We start from the raw sequence: 16,925 nt of genomic DNA, 5'->3' as shown, positions 1-16,925 counted from the left end.
CACCCCTACCGTGACCGCCGCCCCCACCCTCGGCGAAGTGGTGGTCACGGCCAATCCGCTCGGCAGCGATCTGAACTCGCTGGTGCCCGCCGTCTCGACGCTGCAGGGCGACAACCTGGCCGTGCGCCAGAACAGCACGCTGGGCGAAACGCTGAACAGCCTGCCCGGCGTGTCGTCGACCTACTTCGGGCCGAATTCGAGCCGGCCGGTGATCCGCGGCCTCGACGGCGACCGCATCAAGGTGCTGCAGAACGGCGGCAGCAGCATCGACGCCGCCACGCTGTCCTACGACCATGCGGTGCCGCTCGATCCGCTGGTGGCCGAACGCATCGAGGTGGTGCGCGGCCCCGCGGCGCTGATGTACGGCGGCAATGCGATCGGCGGCGTGGTCAACGTGATCGACAACCGCATCCCGAAGGCGCCGATCGAAGGCGTGACCGGCGCCACCGACCTGAGCGCGACCATCGACGGCGACGCCGCACGCAATGCCAGCGGGCTGATCGAGGCCGGCAACGGCAGGTTCGCCATCCACGCCGACGCGTTCGCCCGCAAGACCAGCGACCTGCGCATCCCCGGCTACGCGCGCAGCGAGCGGCTGCGCAACAGCCAGCCGCTGGAGGAAGGCGAGACGGAAGTCCGCGGCCGGCTTCCCAACACCAATGCCGAGCAGCACGGCGGCGCGCTGGGTGGCTCCTATACCTGGGCCGACGGCTTCGTCGGCGCCAGCTACAGCGCCTACCGCAACGACTACGGCACCCCCGCCGAAGACGAGGTGCGGCTGAACATGAAGCAGGATCGCTTCGCGCTGGAAGGCGAGGCGCGCAATCTGTCCGGGACCACCGGCGGCTGGTTCGAATCGGTCAAGGGCAAGTTCGGCTACACCGACTACGAGCACAAGGAAATCGAAGGCGGCGAGACCGGCACGGTATTCAAGAACAAGGGCTGGGACGCGCGCATCGAGGCGCAGCACGGCAATATCGGCCGCATGCGGGGCGTGATCGGCGCGCAGTTCGGCGCGACCCGTTTCTCTGCGCTGGGCGAGGAGGCCTTCGTGCCGAGCAGCGACACCGACAACGCCGCGCTGTTCGTGTTCGAGGAAATGCCGCTGGACGCGGCCGGCAACCTGAAGCTGAACCTCGGCGGCCGCATCGACCATACCAGCGTCAAGGCCACCGCCGGCGGCAACGAACGCTTTGCCGATGCCAACCGCAGCTTCAACGCGGGCAGCGCCTCGGCCGGCCTGCTCTACAAGCTGAACCCGGCCTGGTCGCTGACCTCCAACGTCGCCTACACCGAGCGCGCGCCCACCTTCTACGAGCTGTTCGCCAACGGCCCGCACGTGGCCACCGGCGCCTGGGAGCAGGGCGATCCGAACGCCAGCAAGGAACGCGCGACCTCGGTCGACCTCGGCCTGCGCTTCAAGCAGGGCGACCATAGCGCCGGCGTGTCGGGCTTCTACAGCCGCTTCTCGAACTATCTGGCGCTGTCGGCGACGGGCAACGCGCGCAACGAGGAAGGCGAACTGGTGGCCCCCGGCAGCGCCGACGCCCTGCCCGAGCTGCGCTATCTCGGTGTCCCGGCGACGCTGTACGGCTTCGAGGCCGAAGGCAAGACGCGTCTGGCGCGCAAGCTGCTGACCGGCAGCGACACGCTCGACTTCGAGGCCCGCGCGGACTACGTGCGTGGCGAGAACCGCGAGACCGGCGAGCCCCTGCCCCGGCTGGCGCCGCTGCGTCTGGGCGGCGCACTGGTCTATGGCGCCGGTCCCTTCGGCGCGCGCATCGACCTGACCTGGGCCGCGAAGCAGACCCGCGTGCCGGTCAACGACACGCCGACCGACGCCTACACGATGCTGGGCGTCGCGCTGACCTACAAGATCAAGAGCGGGCGCACGCAAACCCTGCTCTATCTGCGTGGCGACAACCTGACCAACGAGGAGGCGCGCAATTCCGCCTCGATCCTGCGGGACATCGCGCCGATGGCAGGCCGCAGCGTGCGGGTGGGCCTGCGGACGACGTTCTAGCGGCGGGCGGCGGCTTTCCCGTTCAGAGCCTGTCGAGCAGGCGCAACATGATGTTTTCCGCCGCGTCCTCCATCATGACGGCAAGCTGCGGCATCGCCAGGAATTTGGCCTCCATATGGTCGGCATCGGGCAAGCGCTGCAGCGCTTGCCGCCATTGCGCCTCCGCTGCCGTCAAGTCGTCCTCCTCAGGCGGCGCCCAGTACGGGGACGCGGAGACGCCACCGACAAACCAGTCCGTGGTCGCGCACAGCAGGGGGGCGAGATATTCCGGCGGCATCCGCAGGATCGCCTGCCAGACGGCGCGCCGTGGCTTCCAGCCATACGCGCCTTGCCGCTCCTGCAGCGTCAGCGGCGGGACGGCGGCCACGCTGTTCCTGAACGTATCGGCCTCGACCCACCGGCACAGCACGTCGACGCGATACGCGGGCGGCAAGGATTCGGCGATGGACAGGATCCATTCGGTACTCGCGTTCATGCTGTCGAGCTCGTTGAACTGTTGCGACGGTCCTTGCCCGAGGTCCAGCAATACTGTCTGGCGCGCTTCCATCGGCAAGCCCCTGACCGCCGAGGTCAGCACCTCGGCAAGAGTCCGGAACAGGCGCGCCCGTTCGCTGCCCGGCGGTTCGCGGAAGGACTGCCAGCGCACCACGATCGCCAGGCGAGCAAATTCGAGGGCCAGCGTGGGTCGGGAGGCGAGGTCGATCTGGCCGGCCCACGTCGGCAAATCGGCGGCCAGCGTGAGCCAATCGGAGTGAAGCAGCGCGGGCCGTTCCCGAATGCCGCGCAGCACCTGCGCGAGCACCGCGCAGCCCTCGTCCGTCAACGGCCCGGCCGCCTTCAAGGTATCCAGGAACTCCTGCATCGTGGTGGACGGCCTGGCCAGCGGATCGGCCTGAAGCAGCCGCGCGAGCAATCCTGCACGCTCCAGCGGCGCGAGCGCAGCCAGACGGGGCACGACGATACCGGCATGCAGCTGGGGATTGACCGATGCCAGCAGATCGCTCAGTAGCTGCCCGCGCCAGGCGGGCGGCAACCGGTCGATGCAGCCCAGCAGCCGATCGAGGGCCGCCGAACGTTGCTGCGGCGGCAGCGCCAGCCATCTGTTCGCCACGATGGAGCACAGTGCGGCGGCCAGGCCGGCGGCAGCGCCGTCATTTCGCATCAGTGCGGTTTCGATCGCGGCCAGTCCCGTGTCCCACGCGGCCAGGCCCCATGGCTTCTGTTGCGCGCCGGCCGCGGTTTCGAGGAGCGCCGCCAGACAGCGGCGGCGGGCATGCGTCACGCCTTCGGCGGCACACCGCTCCAGCAGCGCTTGCCATAGCGCTTCCCACTGTCGCGGCGCCAGCCAGCCCCCGCATGGGGCCAGCATCTCGGCGCGCTGCTCGATATCGAGACGCAAGTCCAGACCCAACTGCCGCAGTGCGGCGATGCCCTGGCTGCGAAACGGTTCAGCGGCCCAGCCAGCCCTCAGGCATTGCGCCAGGCCGATGCCGACGCTGGTCGCCTGCGCCGCGGGCAGCGTCCGGGCCCACTCGATGGCCTGCTGCCACGCCAGCTGGGGCGCCTCCAGCGCGCTGAGCAACCGTGGACCTTCGACGGTTCTGGATGCCAGCAGCGCCACCAGCGTCCACGCGGATATCGACGGCTGGCCGACCCCGCGGGCCGCGGCGAAGCCGTTGCGCCATAGCTCCAGGGGCATGCCGGGACTGCGAAGGTAGTAGTCCACCGCAAGCTGTGTGGCCTCGCGGTGTTGAGCGGCCGGCAACAAGGGCACCAGCGCCAGATGACCTGCCAGATCGAACGGCACCCGCGGCGGCGGTTCGACGTCCGGTCTGCCGCCCCGCGCCGGCTCGCGTACGCGCAGCAGCGCGAAGGTCAGCGCCGCTCGGCCAGCCGGGGGCAGGGCGTTCAAGCGCTGATCCAGCATCGCCAGCCAATCCTTGACGTTGCCGTCCCCCCAGCCTTGATTCCGAACCAGCTGAGGCACCCGCACCACGCTCGGCACGCAGCACAGCTGCATCAGCACGGTCGCCCTCGCCGCCGCGGGCAGCGCGTCACACGCCTGCAGGACTCGCCGCCATGCGTGGCGACGGTGCAGACGCGCCAGACAGCCCGTGCGCCGCGCCAGCGCCGTCAATACGGACACGCGGTCGTTGACGTCGGGCATCGCATCGATGCGGTCCAGCACCGCCGCCAAGCCGGACAGCGTCGATACCTGCCGCGCACGCTCCAGCGTCGTCGCAGCCAATTGGCCAAGCGCGTCGCGCACGGCATGACTGGCCCGCGCCAGCGCGACCCGGTCGCGCAGAGGCAAATAGCCGGCGATCTGCTTCAACGGGTTTGCCAGCATCGACCAGCGCGGGTCCTGCACGGCGCCGGAGCGAGCCGGGACCAGCGAAATGCCGGCAGCCAGGGTAGAGGGAATCAGCGTGCTGCCTGGCGCGGGCGCCGCGCCGGGCAGAGGGTTGCCGCCGGGCCGGTTGGCCTCCTCAGGCCTGGGCCAGGTGGCACGGCCGAAATTCTCGATAGGCATCGTATTCCTCGACAGATGGGTTCAAGGCGCTGGGCATCGCGCCGGGCGGGCATTGTTGCCGGTCCCGTCTTCACGGTCTGTCGACTACGGGCGCTGCGTTTCATCCCGGTGCAACAGGCACCCGCACGGGGCGCACGAGAGCGGCAAAGGGCCCGGGGCGCGTACCCGCGGTGCAATACCGCGCCACGGGTCTATCCGTCTTGACACTTCAAGAGCGTGGTCCGGACAATGCGCCCACACCACATATCCGACGGGAGTGCCTGATGCCATTCGTTCGTCGTACCCTGCGCGCCGCGGTGCTGGCCACGAGCCTCGCCTTGGGCGCCGGCGCCCTGCCCGCGCATGCGGCCAGCCTGACCATCGGCCTGTCCGGCGATATCACCTCGCTCGATCCGCACTATCACAACGTCACGCCCAACGCGAACGTCGCCGAGCACATGTTCGAGACGCTGATCGCCAAGGACGAGAAGATGCGCTTCAAGCCTGCGCTGGCGCAGAGCTGGCGCGCGGTCGACGAGACGACCTGGGAGGTCAAGCTGCGGCCCGGCGTCAGGTTCCACGACGGCAGCGAATTCACCGCGCAGGACGTCGTCTTCTCGCTGGCGCGGCCGGCCACCGTCAAGAACAGCCCGTCGCCGTACACGATCTACACCAAGGGCTTCAAGGACGTGGTGGCGGTCGACAAGCTGACCGTGCGCATCACCACCCACGGTCCCTATCCCCTGGTGCCCAACGATCTGTCGACCATCTACATGGTGTCGAAGAAGGCGGCCGAAAACGCCTCCAGCGACGACTTCAACAGCGGCAAGGCGATGGTCGGCACCGGCCCGTACAAGTTCGTCAGCTTCCGCAAGGGCGACCGCATCGAGTTGACCCGCAACGACGCCTATTGGGGCAACAAGCCGCAATGGGACACGGTGGCGCTGCGCATCCTGACCAACGATGCCCCGCGCGTGGCGGCGCTGCTGGCCGGCGACGTGCAGGTGATCGAGAACGTGCCGACCTCGGATATCCGCAAGCTGTCGTCCGATCCCGGCGTGTCCGTATTCAAGGTGCCGACCTTCCGGATGATGTACCTGCATATGGACAGCGACCGCGAGGCCTCGCCCTTCGTCACCGACAAGGCCGGCAAGCCGCTGCCGCGCAATCCGCTGAAAGACGCGCGCGTGCGCCAGGCGATGTCGAAGGCGATCTCGCGTCAGGCCATCGTCGATCGCGTGATGGAGGGCGCGGCCGAGCCGACCGGCCAGCTGGTCAACAACTCGCTGTTCGGCCACGTGCCGGGCCTGAAGCCGGACGCGCCCGATGCGGCCGCCGCCAGGCGGCTGCTGGCAGAGGCCGGCTATCCCGACGGTTTCCAGCTGACGCTGCATACGCCGAACAATCGCTATGTCAACGACGAGCAGGTCGCGCAGGCGATCGCCTCGATGCTGACGCGCATCGGCATCCAGACCCGCGTCGAAGCGATGCCGTCGGCGACCTTCTTCACGCGTGCCAACAAGCTCGAGTTCTCGCTGATGCTGGCGGGCTGGGGCGCCGACACCGGCGAGGCCGGCTCGTCGCTGAAGTCGCTGCTGGCGACCTACGATCCCGCCAAGGGCTGGGGCGCCTCGAACCGCGGCCGCTACAGCAACCCGGCGCTGGACGCCAAGCTGAGCGCCGCGCTGACCACGATCGACGACCGCGCGCGGGAGAAGCTGCTGCAGGAAGCCACCGAGATCGGCATCAAGGACTACGGCGTGATTCCGCTGTACTACCAGATCAATGTGTGGGCGGCGAAGAAGGGGCTGACCGTGATCCCGCGGCAGGACGAGCGTACCTACGCGTTCAGCATCACCCGCTGATCCGTCATTCGGGGACGGCCGAGGTAATGGGCATCACCGACTCCGGCACCAGCGAATAGATCGCCGCGCGGCACGGTATGCCGCGCAGCACCAGCCGGTTGCGCGCGATGCATTCGAGCAGCGCGCCGGTCTTCTCGGCAACGCGCCGGCTGGCCAGATTCTGCTCGGCCGCCACGATCTCGATGCGGGTCAGATGCAGCCGATGAAAGCCGAAGCAGGCCATCATCCAGGCGGCGCGGGTAGCAAGCCCCTGACCTTGGCGGCTCTTGCGGACCCAGTAGCCCAGATTGGCCATGCGGTTCTCGGTGGAGATCTGATTCAGCGCAACGCCGCCGAACAGCACGCGGCCGTCCTGCGAATAGATGCCGATGTCATAGGACAGCCCGGCCGCGACATTGTCCGCGCAGGTATCGATCCACAGCTGCGCGTCGCGCACGCTGTAGCGCAGATGGGCCCATGGCATCCATGGCGCGAGGCTCGCCATCGATTCCTGCACCGCGGCGGCGAGCTGCTCCGCGTCGGCCTGGCGAAACGGGCGCAGCGAAAATCCGTCGCCGCGCAGGATCGGCACCGTCCCCATCGCGCTCAATCCGAATTGCGAACGATCTCGCCGTCGACGGTCGCCGCGCCCGCCTTGACCAGGCCGGCCACGACCTGCTGCAGCACGTCGGGCAGCGGCGCGTTATCGAGATAGCGCAGCCGCACGCGTTCGAGCAGCGGTGCCTGTGCCATCCACTGCAGCAGCGCGTCCCGCGTCATTTGCCGCTGCTCCAGCAGCTTGAACTTGACCAGCACCTTCAGCGCGTGCGCGGCGTTGCGGCGCGGATCGGCACGCAGGTAGTCGAGCCGGCCGCTGGCACGCTCCAGCGCCGGTCCGACATCGGTAAACGGGCTGCCGTGGCCTGGAATCACCAGCCGCACATCGAGCTCGGCGATTCGCTGCAGTACGGCGGCCTGCTCGGCAAAACCGCTGTCGCCATCCAGCTCGGGAAAGATCACGCCGAAGCCGTGCTGCCACAGCGCATCGCCCGAAATCAGGATGCGCTCGTCCGGCGCGTACAGCATCACCGCATGCGGGTCGTGTCCGGGCGCGGCGATCACCTGCCAGTCCAGGCCGCCCATCCGCATCGTCTGACCGTCCTCGAGCAGCGCATCGAAAGCAAAGCGATCGCACTGCTGGCCGGTGGCGCGGAAGCTCAACGCATCGACGTCCCACTGCGCCACCGCATTTGCCTCGGCCGCCGGAATCCACGTGCGGGGCTGCCAACGCTGCTGCAGCCGCGCATTGCCGCCGCAGTGGTCCGAATGCAGATGCGTATTGATCAGCCGCCTGAGCGGCTTGCCGCTTAGTGCGGCGTCGACCAGCGCCAGCGTCTGCTCGGCGTGGGTCACATAGCCGCTGTCGACCAGCACGGTATCGTCGCCATCGCTCAGCAGCACGTTGTTGGCCGACAGCCAGCCGCGCTCGAATACGCGGATGCCGGTTGGCAACATGTCGGCCGATACGCTCGCTTCGCTCGTCGTGGTCATCGTCATGGCCGTCCCGCTCACATCGCACCGGCCGCGCCGGTTCCATCGTCGACCGTGCCGACCGCGGCGGCACGCTGCGGCAGCATCTGCCAGATGGCGCGCTTGTCGTCCTCGCTGCGATTGGCCCAGCCCGCGATCTCGTCGATGGTGCGAAAACAGCCCTCGCAGTAGCCATGCTCGCCCATGCGGCAGATGTCGCGGCACGGCGATGCGACCGCTTTGGCGTGTTGGGCAGCAAGCGCGCGGCGGCGCAGATCGGCAATCAGTTTGGGATCGGCTGACATCGGGCGAACGGACTGGCGGCTGGACGGATCGACGCAGTGTAGCGCCATTGGCGCGACGGCACAGCCCGGCGGATCCCGGACGGCAAAGCACGATCGCCAGCCGGTCCGCGCCGATCACGCCGGATCAGCGCCAGCCCAGTACCGGGCGCTCCTCGACGGGCATGGCGTCGACCAGGGCAAGGTATTGTTCTCGGGCCGCCTTCCACGCCGGACGACTCGCTGCGTCCGCGGGCGAATGCGCGAACCAGCGCGCGACGTCGTCGAGCAGGCGGGCGCGGGGACGAGGGGGCAATGCCGCTATCGCCTGCCACAGCGCCTGGCGGCAGCTGTCGAAGCCGCGCCAATCCACCGGCCGCGCGCCCTTGCGTCCGGACTCCATCTCGATCAGCTTCGGCAGCAAGTGGCCTCGCTGCTGGGGCGACAACGCCGGCAGCAGCGCCACTGCATGCCGTACCGTGGTGAGATGGAAATGCCGCTCGAACGCGGGGTCATAGGGCAGATGCACGACGCACATGCTGGCAATCATGCCGTACAGGTTGTTAAAGGGCAGCTTCTCGACGTGCTTCCATACCGCGTCGACGAAGGCCGGGATCGCGTCGGCGGTCCAGTCCGGCTCGGGACGCTTTGCCGCCGCGTCGTGCAATTGCAGCAAGGTATCGGCGATGCTGGTCAGCGCCGACACGGTGCCGGCGTCCAGGTTGGCCGTCGTGCCTGCCGATCGCGTCAGTAACGTGGTCAAGCGCGCGATCCGCGAGCGCCAGACATCGTCCAGACGAGCGCCATAGCGGCCGCACTGCGACACCACGGCACCGGTCAGCGACGCTTGCAGCGCGGCACTCGGCAGGGGCGGTTCCAGCGCAGCCAGACCCACGTCGATCCACAGTTGCGGCACCACCCGATTGCGCGAAAGCGCGACGATCCACTCGGCCTGCTGCGCCTTCGGCAGGCAAATCAGCGCACTGTCCAGCGCATCGCTGTACTGGCGGTAGTCGGCCAGCGTGCGAGCGCGGTACCACATGGCCAGCGGCTTCATCAGTCGATGATGGACCGCCAGGTCCAGAACTCGCTCGAACAGTTCGCTCGTACGCGGCCCGGTGTACAGGTGCGCCGGGATGTTGGCCAGCACTGCCGCCTGCTGCTGCGGCGGCAACGGATTGAGCCGTGGCAGCAGGATCGATTCCCATTGCCCGGCACCGGGCAGGTACCGCAGGCATGCCGCGATCTGCCGGGCCTGCGCCTCCGTGACGTCGCCCTGCCCGTTCGATGGCGACCATGCGTCCCACAGCGCGTCCCAGGCAGCGAGGCGAGCGTGCGGCGGCAACAGCGGAAACAGCAGCGTCTCGATATCGCGGCGATCGTCGTCCGTCACCGCGGTCGCGCTCTGTACCCACTTTCGGACCGCCAGACCGGCCTTGTCCTTGTCGCGCTGCTCCGGCAGCACGGACAGCGCCTGCAACAGTGCCCTGACCAGAATGACGGCGGATTGCGTGGGCCACGCCGTCGCTGTCGCCAACAGCTGTTCCCATGCCGGCACGCCCGAGCAGGACGGCCCCTCCGCGGCGGGCGCATCGGTCGGCCAGACCTGCGTCAGCATCTCGGGCATCGATATTCCAAGCAGGGCCGCGAGCGCATGGGCGCTCGCGGTTGGATCCAGCGCTGCCAGTTGCAGCGCCTGCCGGGCCAGCGGGACTGCCTTTGCCGGCGGCAAACGGGTCGGCTCGGCAATCAGGCCGGCGAGGCCGGCGACGACACGGCGCCGCTCGGCGGGGGGCACCACCCGCGCGGCCAGCGCCCAGCACGAGTCCGGGATCAGCAGCCCACGCGCGCTATCCGCCACCGACAGCATTGGATTCCTGCCGAGATCGAGCGCCGCGTCGATGCGATCGGCCAGGGGCAGCCGCTCCAGCGCGCGACAGAGCCTGGACGCCAGACGCCGAACTTCCGGCAGTTCATCGCGGCTGAACCCATACAGCTTCGCCAGCCGGGCGGCGAGCACGCGCAGCGGCCCCGCGCTGCCAGCGCCATCCGGGAATGCGCGTTCAACGGCATCGAGCACGAGGCGCAGGCCCTCGCATCGCTCGCTGAAGGGCAGGACCGAAATGCGGCCCGCCGCCAGCGTCAGTGCCTTTGCACGCGTCGCCCGATCCGGCGGATCGGCGAACGGTGCCTCGGCCACGGTCGCCAGCGCATGAGCCAGCGCACTGCGCAGCCCGGCGAGCGTCGTCCACGAAGTCGCCTGCAAGAGCGGCACGCAGTTCGCCGTTGACCTGGCGAGCCCGACGCAAGCCAGCCGCATCGCATGACAGTCCTGCAGGCTCAGCGTCGCGGTGATTGCCTGCAGCGCGGGCTGCGGCAACGTTTCCAGCGGCGAGCGCTCGCCGGTGTCGCGACGATCGCGCTTCGCGGCCCAGTCCCGCTGGCATCGCTGCTGCTGTTGCATCGCGCGCGCCGACAACGCGAACACGCAGGACTCCATCGCGCGACAGTCATCCCTGGACAGCTTCCACCGTGAACCGCCCTCCAGCCCGAACAGAGACCGGACGATGCGGAGCAGCCTGACGAAGACGCTTCGCCGGCGATCGGCCGCATCGAGCCGGGTCGCGACAAAGGACTTGTCGTCCAGCCGATCGATCCGGACCGGCACGCTGCCGCGAAAGCGAAAGACGCCAACGCTCTGCACGGTGTCCGACGACGAACGCCCAAGGCCGGACAGCGCGGCAATGCTGTCCGCATGGTCCGCGTCGTAGAGGTACCGGGGAGGATGAAGCATGATCGTCACGGCAGGGAGAACAGGGACTTGTCGGCCTCCGGCAGCCGGTCGCGCAGTCTGTTCAACTGCTCGAGCAATCTGACCCATTGGGCCTGCGTGTGGCCGGCCCTGGCTCCGTCTGCGCGCGCTCGCTTGAACCAGGGCATCACCTTGTCCAACGGTCTTGCCAGTTGGTTGTCCGCCAGCGCAAGGATCGCCCTCCATACGATCTGCCTGTTCGGCCCGAGCGGACCTTCCGGGCCGTCAGCGGAATCGATCGCATGCTTGCCTACGCTGGACGCGAGCCTGGCAAGCAAGCGCGGCTGTTGCGCGGGCGATCGCTCCGCATGATCGGCGATGAATTGGACCGTCATCCGATACATGGGCTTGCGCTGTCTGGCGCCTTCGTCGCGCAGCAGCGCGTCCAGCGCCGCATTGCGAAGCGGGCCGGGCGCGCGCCCGATCCGGTCCCACACGCGGCGAAACAAGGCTCCGGTCGCGCTGTGGTCTGCCGCCGTCGGGTTCCCCGACGTCCCCCGTGTCGCCATGGCGTCGGCCAGCGCAGCGATCGCGGCAAGAAGCACGGGCTCCCGGCCGGCATCGGGTCTGTCGAGCAGTTCGGACACGCCATCGACATGCGCCGGCTGGATGGCGCCATACGCGCACTGGCGCGCATACCAGCGGACCAGCTCGCAAGCCAGCGCCACCCACCGCGGGCGCGGCAGCTCGCCGTGATGGATCAGCGCTCGGGCGGTCTCGGTCCACGGACCTGGCTGTGCCGGCAGGACATCGTTGCGCAACAACATCTCGAGATGGCGAGCCTGCTCTGCGCACGGCAGCGTCTTCAGGGCGGACAATGCAACCTCGCCGACGTCATTGAACAGCGAGCGCTCATGGCGGCACAGCGAAAGCAGCGGCCCCGGCTGTCCATGGACACGTGCCAGATCCAGAGCGACGACGCGCAGCGCGGTCGTGTCCTGGAATCGTGCTTCCGGACAGACCGATTCGAGCAGCATCGCCTGCTGCCGGGGAGACAATCCGCGCGCGGCGGTGGTCAGCTTGTCGGCAAGCACGCCGGACCATTTGTCGAGCCGGACCACCTCCGCCATCAGGGCCGCGCCGACCTGCATGTCGGTCGCCTCGGGACCATGGCGCCATGCATCCCAGAGCTGGGCCCACGCCTGCGCACGTATCGGCTCGCTGGCGAACCCGGGGCGGTGCATGGCCATATGAAGCTCGATGCGGCGCAGCGTGTCCGGTACGTTGCCGGTCTCTTGCACCCAGCGCCACAGCGACAGCCATCGGCGCTGAACAAACCGTTGGGGAAATTCCCCGAGCTTGTCGATCAACCGCAACGCCAACTCGGCTGCCGAGGCGGCATCGAGCTGCTGCGCCGCTTTGAACAGTTCGTCCCAGACTTGCCCGACAGGCGACACGGCGCCCTGCCGGGAAGCGAGATCGGCCTTCCGCTCCCGACGCGGCCAGTGCCTGGCCAGCGCGGCAAGGGCCTGACCCTTGAGGGGGTCGCGTTCGTCGAAATTCAGCGTCGCGCCGACCATCGCCAGCCATTGGCTTTCGACCTGCTCCATCACGCTATCGCGCTCGCCGGTCTTGGTCCGGACGGCCGTCGCGGCGGCAAACAGCGTCGGCACCACAGCTTGCTGCCGGGCCGGGTCCAGATGCGCGATGGCGTCCGGCCAGGCCAACGGGTCGGGCACCAGCTTGCACCATGCGCGGCGCGCCACCGCCGGTACGCTGGCCGCATGTCGCATCAGCGGCAGCCAGGTTCGGAGCCGCTCATCCGGCGTGGCCGACTGCGGCAGATCCCTTGCCAGCCTGTCGATCAGCGCGCAGAGCCGGTCGGTCAGTGCGGCTCCGACCTGGCGCAACCCCTCCTTGTCACGCAGCACGTCGATCAAGGCGAGCAGCGGAATGCTGACCCGCTTGCGCAGGCTGCGCGCCGCGCTCAGTGCCTCCAGCACGTCGGCGAAGCCGGTGACGCGCTGACCGGGAGGCAGGCATGCGACGCGCGCGGCCAACGCAGCAAGCAGCTCGGCGTATTGCTGATGGCTCAGCTTGCGTGCCTCGTGCCAGCGCGCGGCATCCGCCAGCGCGGCCTGCAGCGCCGAACGCGTATGAATGCCTTGCGAACGCACCATGGCACGCGCGACCAGGCGCTCGCCTTCGCACACTCGATACGCCTGCCGAGAGATCGACATGACCCGCAGCCGGTCGGACGGCTCGAGGAATGGCAGAACGTCCGCAAGCGCCTGAATCAGCGGTGGTGGCGCAGACTCTGCCGGCGATGGGGCGGATGGGGCGGATGGGGCCGATGCGGTTGGGGCCGTGGATGGCGTCGACGATGAAGCCGGTGGCGACACCGATGGCACCTTGGATGGCGTCGTGGACGGCACCGGTTGAGCCGGCTGCCGCCTGACCATGGTCAGGTGGCACACCACGTTGGCGATCTCGCGCTCATGTGGGGGCTTGACCGTCCAACGCCGCCCGCCTTCGAGTCCGAACAGGCAGCGCAGGCAATACCCCAGCCGCTGCCATGCCGATTCGAAGCGAGGCGTGTCCAGCCGCGTCGCGCGAAAAACGGCGCCTCTCTCTATCGTGATCCGTACCAGCCCGCCATCGCGGAACCGGAACGCGCCGATGACCAGCGGCGTACCGCCGCGGCCCTCGGCCGGCGTGCTGGCGGCGGCTTTGCTGACGACATGGTCGGCTTGGTACTGGTACACCGGTTCCGTGGGTCCCATGGCGATTCGGTCGTTTCCGTGGTTCAAGGAAAACGCCGATTCTCCCCAGACGGCACGAGGGCCGCTTTCGCCATTGGCACGAATGTGCCGGTTCTGCTCAGCGAAGTCGCGCGATCGCCGGCCGCGCTATTGCCGTGCCGCGCCTGCGCGTTCGCGCTTGGCCGCGACCTTGTCGTTGAAGCGTGCCGCGTCGATCAGATGGCGCTCATGGACGCCTTCGGAAATCTTGTCCTCGCCATCCCACGCCGACAGTTCGAAACGCAGCTTGCGGCCCTCGATCGCGGTCAGCACGCCTTTGACGGTCACCGTCATGCCGGCCGGCGTCGGCGCGAGATGCGTGAAGCTGACCAGCGTGCCAAGCGACTGCTCGCGCGGCCAGTCCAGGTGCTCGCGCAGCATCTGCAGGCAGGCGCATTCCATGATGCCGACCATGTAGCCGGTAGCCAGCACGTCCGGCATCTCCGGGCAGCCCGGCACGTCGTCGTAAAGATTGGGTACCGTGGCCTTGGGCGGGACCGTGTAGCGCCAGGTGAACGCCAGGCCGGGTTTCAGATCCGGGCTCATGCCGCGCCCTCCTGGGCCACGTCGGCCACCTCTGCCCCGGTGATCGCCTGCAATTCGTGCGGGGTCAGATTGAACACCGCGTGCGGATGACCGGCGGCGGCCCACAGGCTGCCATGGCGGAACAGATCGCGGTCGAGCAGCATCACGGGCGTCACGGCATGGCCGATCGGACAGACCCCGCCGATCGCATAGCCGGTCTTCTCGCGAACGAACCGGGCATCGGCCTTGCCGAGGGCGCCGACGCGCGCGGCGACCTTGGCCTCGTCGACGCGATTGCTGCCGCTGGCGATCACCACCACCGGCGCATCGTCGTCCAGCCGCCGGAAGACGATCGACTTGGCGATCTCGGCGACCGAGCAGCCCAGGCCGGCCGCCGCCTCGGCCGACGTCCTGCCGGTCGACGGCAGCATCACGATCGGCTTGTCGTGGCCGAGTTCGGCGAGCAGACGCGCCACGCGGCGGGCGGATTCGGGCAGGGCGGCTTCGGTGCAGGCCGCTTCGGAAAAGGACAAGGGTGGGGCGAGATTCTGCATCGGGCTTCGGTCTCCGCGTGCTTCGCTGATGGTCGAGGTCGGTTCGGTAGACGTGCCGCCGTCAGACGCAGGCCGCCGCATTGCCTTCGGCCTTGTCGGCGGCCCATTTGGTCAGCAGCGCGCGGCCGACCCGCGAGTTGTTGGCGCGGCCGATCGCCTGGGAAATGAAATCGCCGGCGCGCACCACCTGCTCCAGATCGATGCCGGTGCGCACGCCCATGCCGTGCAGCATGTACAGCACGTCCTCGGTCGCCACATTGCCGGTCGCGCCCTTCGCATAGGGGCAACCGCCGAGGCCGGCCACGGAGGCATGGAAGATCTGGATGCCGACGTCGAGGCTCGCGAGGATGTTCGACAGCGCCTGGCCATAGGTATCGTGGAAATGGCCCGACAGCCGATCGAGCGGAAATTCGGCGGCGGCGGCGCGCATCACCTCCTGCACGCGGCCCGGGGTGCCGACGCCGATGGTGTCGGCGATGTCGATCTCGTCGCAGCCGAGATCGCGCAGGCGACGCACCACGTCGACCACCGCCGCGACCGGCACCTCGCCCTGATACGGGCAGCCCAGCGAGCACGAGATGCTGCCGCGCAAGCGGATGCCCCTCTCCTTCGCCGCGGCGGCGACCGGCTCGAAACGCGCGATCGATTCGGCGATCGAGCAGTTGATGTTCTTCTGCGAGAACGCCTCGCTGGCCGCGCCGAAGATCACCACTTCGTCGGCACCGGCCGCGACCGCCCCTTCGAAGCCCTTCATGTTCGGAGTCAGCACCGAATACAGCGTGCCGGGGCGGCGCTGGATGCGCGCCATCACCTCCGCGCCGTCGGCCATTTGCGGCACCCATTTCGGCGACACGAAGGAGGCGGCCTCGATATTGACGAAGCCGGCCTCGGTCAGGCGGTCGATCAGCGCGACCTTGGTGTCGGCCGGGACCATCGCCTTCTCGTTCTGCAGGCCGTCGCGCGGCCCGACCTCGACGATCTTCACGTAGTTGGGCTGGTTCATTGCTGCTCCTCGTCTGGTGGCGGCCGCCGCTCGCCGGCGGCGGTCTGGTTCTGGTGGCGTGCGGTCAATAGCCGCGCTGCAGGTCGACCACGCCGGCGATCGGCTGGCCGGCCTGCAGCGCGCGGATCTTGTCGGCAATCTGCGCGATGCTGTCCTCGCGCAGCGTCAGCGCCGAGATATGCGGCGTGATGGTGATGCGCGGCTCGCGCCAGAACGGATGTTCCGGCGGCAGCGGCTCGGTACGGAATACGTCGAGCGTGGCGCCGGCAATCTGGCCCTGCTGCACCGCGGCCAACAGATCGTCTTCGACCAGATGCGGGCCGCGCGCGACGTTGATCAGATAGGCGCCTTTGGCGAGCCGGTTCAGCAGCGCCGCATCGATGATGTTCTCGGTCTCCGGCGTCAGCGGCAGCACGTTGACCAGCACGCGCAGTCCATCGAGGAAGGCGGCCTGCCCGGCCTCGCCGGCATGGCATTGCACGCCCTCGACGGTCTTCGGCGAACGGCTCCAGCCGCGTACCGGGAAACCGAACGAAGCCAGCGTGCGCGCGATATGCGCGCCGAGCGTGCCGACGCCCATCACGCCGATGGTGAAATCGGCGCGGCGATTCGGTTTGAGAAATTTCCAGGTGCCGGCCTGCTGCTGGGCCGCATAGTCGTCCAGCCGGCGGAAATAGCGCAGGACCGCGTGGGTCACGTACTCGGCCATCTGCGCGCCCATGCCGGCATCGTCGAGCCGCACGATCGGCACGCCGGCCGGCAGCGCCTCCGGATCGGTGTCGCGCAGCCGCAGGATGCCGTCCACGCCGGCGCCGAGGTTGAATACGGCCTTCAGGTCCTGGCGACCCTTCAGCATCTCGAGCGGCGGGCGCCAGACCACCGCATAGTCGACCGCCTGTCCCCGGCTGTCTTCCCACGTGACGCACTGCGCCTCGGGCAGGGCCTGCGCAAACCCTTCGATCCACGGCGCATAGCGGCCATCCGGCACGTACAACTGCAACTTCATCGCTTCTCCACGTCTTTGGTCTTGTCCCGGCGTATTGTCTCAGACTCTGGTCCCGCACTCTGTGCGCGCCGGCTCCGCGGCCGGCGACGCGGCG

Annotated in this window: 11 protein-coding genes; 2 read left to right on the top strand and 9 right to left on the bottom strand. The window is 68.7% G+C overall.

Annotation, left to right across the window (positions count from 1 at the left end; genetic code table 11):
* Nucleotides 1–2,023, top strand: a 2,023-nt coding sequence (locus tag J5T34_RS00275; protein WP_208577327.1) for a TonB-dependent receptor, incomplete at its 5' end; no start/stop codon positions are given.
* Nucleotides 2,024–2,045: 22 nt separating this feature from the next.
* Here the strand turns inward: J5T34_RS00275 and J5T34_RS00270 are convergent.
* On the bottom strand, nucleotides 2,046–4,556 hold the full coding sequence (locus tag J5T34_RS00270) for a hypothetical protein (RefSeq protein ID WP_208577319.1): 2,511 nt from the start codon (nucleotides 4,554–4,556) through the stop codon (nucleotides 2,046–2,048).
* Nucleotides 4,557–4,819: 263 nt separating this feature from the next.
* Here J5T34_RS00270 and J5T34_RS00265 point away from each other — a divergent pair, with 263 nt between their 5' ends.
* On the top strand, nucleotides 4,820–6,400 hold the full coding sequence (locus tag J5T34_RS00265; RefSeq protein ID WP_208577310.1) for an ABC transporter substrate-binding protein: 1,581 nt from the start codon (nucleotides 4,820–4,822) through the stop codon (nucleotides 6,398–6,400).
* Between the two features lie 4 nt (nucleotides 6,401–6,404).
* Here the strand turns inward: J5T34_RS00265 and J5T34_RS00260 are convergent, their stop codons facing one another.
* The 8 genes from J5T34_RS00260 to J5T34_RS00225 form a co-directional block, all read right to left on the bottom strand.
* On the bottom strand, nucleotides 6,405–6,980 hold the full coding sequence (locus tag J5T34_RS00260) for a GNAT family N-acetyltransferase (protein WP_208577349.1): 576 nt from the start codon (nucleotides 6,978–6,980) through the stop codon (nucleotides 6,405–6,407).
* Nucleotides 6,981–6,985: 5 nt separating this feature from the next.
* A complete protein-coding gene (locus J5T34_RS00255; RefSeq protein WP_208577308.1) occupies nucleotides 6,986–7,930 on the bottom strand; it encodes an MBL fold metallo-hydrolase in 945 nt (314 codons plus the stop codon).
* A 17-nt stretch (nucleotides 7,931–7,947) separates the two neighbouring features.
* Nucleotides 7,948–8,214: a DUF1289 domain-containing protein gene (locus tag J5T34_RS00250; RefSeq protein ID WP_208577306.1), complete on the bottom strand. Its 267-nt coding sequence runs from the start codon at nucleotides 8,212–8,214 to the stop codon at nucleotides 7,948–7,950.
* A gap of 124 nt (nucleotides 8,215–8,338) precedes the next feature.
* Nucleotides 8,339–11,188: a hypothetical protein gene (locus J5T34_RS00245; RefSeq protein ID WP_208577304.1), complete on the bottom strand. Its 2,850-nt coding sequence runs from the start codon at nucleotides 11,186–11,188 to the stop codon at nucleotides 8,339–8,341.
* A 2,663-nt stretch (nucleotides 11,189–13,851) separates the two neighbouring features.
* Nucleotides 13,852–14,289: a thioesterase family protein gene (locus J5T34_RS00240; protein ID WP_208577302.1), complete on the bottom strand. Its 438-nt coding sequence runs from the start codon at nucleotides 14,287–14,289 to the stop codon at nucleotides 13,852–13,854.
* Nucleotides 14,286–14,822, bottom strand: a complete 537-nt coding sequence (locus J5T34_RS00235; protein WP_208577300.1) for a YbaK/EbsC family protein — start codon at nucleotides 14,820–14,822, stop codon at nucleotides 14,286–14,288. The genes J5T34_RS00240 and J5T34_RS00235 overlap by 4 nt, the downstream gene beginning before the upstream one ends.
* A 61-nt stretch (nucleotides 14,823–14,883) precedes the next feature.
* Entirely contained in the window at nucleotides 14,884–15,825 is a 942-nt protein-coding gene (locus tag J5T34_RS00230) for a hydroxymethylglutaryl-CoA lyase (RefSeq protein WP_208577298.1), read from the bottom strand.
* A gap of 64 nt (nucleotides 15,826–15,889) precedes the next feature.
* Complete coding sequence (locus J5T34_RS00225) at nucleotides 15,890–16,831, bottom strand: 2-hydroxyacid dehydrogenase (protein ID WP_208577296.1); 942 nt, start codon at nucleotides 16,829–16,831, stop codon at nucleotides 15,890–15,892.
* Between the last annotated feature and the right edge of the window lie 94 nt (nucleotides 16,832–16,925).

Origin of the sequence: Cupriavidus gilardii (assembly GCF_017598945.1) — a bacterium.
Taxonomy (GTDB): Bacteria; Pseudomonadota; Gammaproteobacteria; order Burkholderiales; family Burkholderiaceae; genus Cupriavidus; species Cupriavidus gilardii_E.
This window is presented reverse-complemented; position numbering and strand designations above follow the sequence as displayed.

Coding starts and splice junctions, on each gene's coding strand:
- J5T34_RS00260 (WP_208577349.1), bottom strand. CDS start 6,980: ATGGGGACGGTGCCGATCCTGCGCGGCGACGGATTTTCGCTGCGCCCG.
- J5T34_RS00225 (WP_208577296.1), bottom strand. CDS start 16,831: ATGAAGTTGCAGTTGTACGTGCCGGATGGCCGCTATGCGCCGTGGATC.
- J5T34_RS00240 (WP_208577302.1), bottom strand. CDS start 14,289: ATGAGCCCGGATCTGAAACCCGGCCTGGCGTTCACCTGGCGCTACACG.
- J5T34_RS00265 (WP_208577310.1), top strand. CDS start 4,820: ATGCCATTCGTTCGTCGTACCCTGCGCGCCGCGGTGCTGGCCACGAGC.
- J5T34_RS00245 (WP_208577304.1), bottom strand. CDS start 11,188: ATGGAGGGCGATCCTTGCGCTGGCGGACAACCAACTGGCAAGACCGTT.
- J5T34_RS00255 (WP_208577308.1), bottom strand. CDS start 7,930: ATGACCACGACGAGCGAAGCGAGCGTATCGGCCGACATGTTGCCAACC.
- J5T34_RS00230 (WP_208577298.1), bottom strand. CDS start 15,825: ATGAACCAGCCCAACTACGTGAAGATCGTCGAGGTCGGGCCGCGCGAC.
- J5T34_RS00235 (WP_208577300.1), bottom strand. CDS start 14,822: ATGCAGAATCTCGCCCCACCCTTGTCCTTTTCCGAAGCGGCCTGCACC.
- J5T34_RS00250 (WP_208577306.1), bottom strand. CDS start 8,214: ATGTCAGCCGATCCCAAACTGATTGCCGATCTGCGCCGCCGCGCGCTT.
- J5T34_RS00270 (WP_208577319.1), bottom strand. CDS start 4,556: ATGCCTATCGAGAATTTCGGCCGTGCCACCTGGCCCAGGCCTGAGGAG.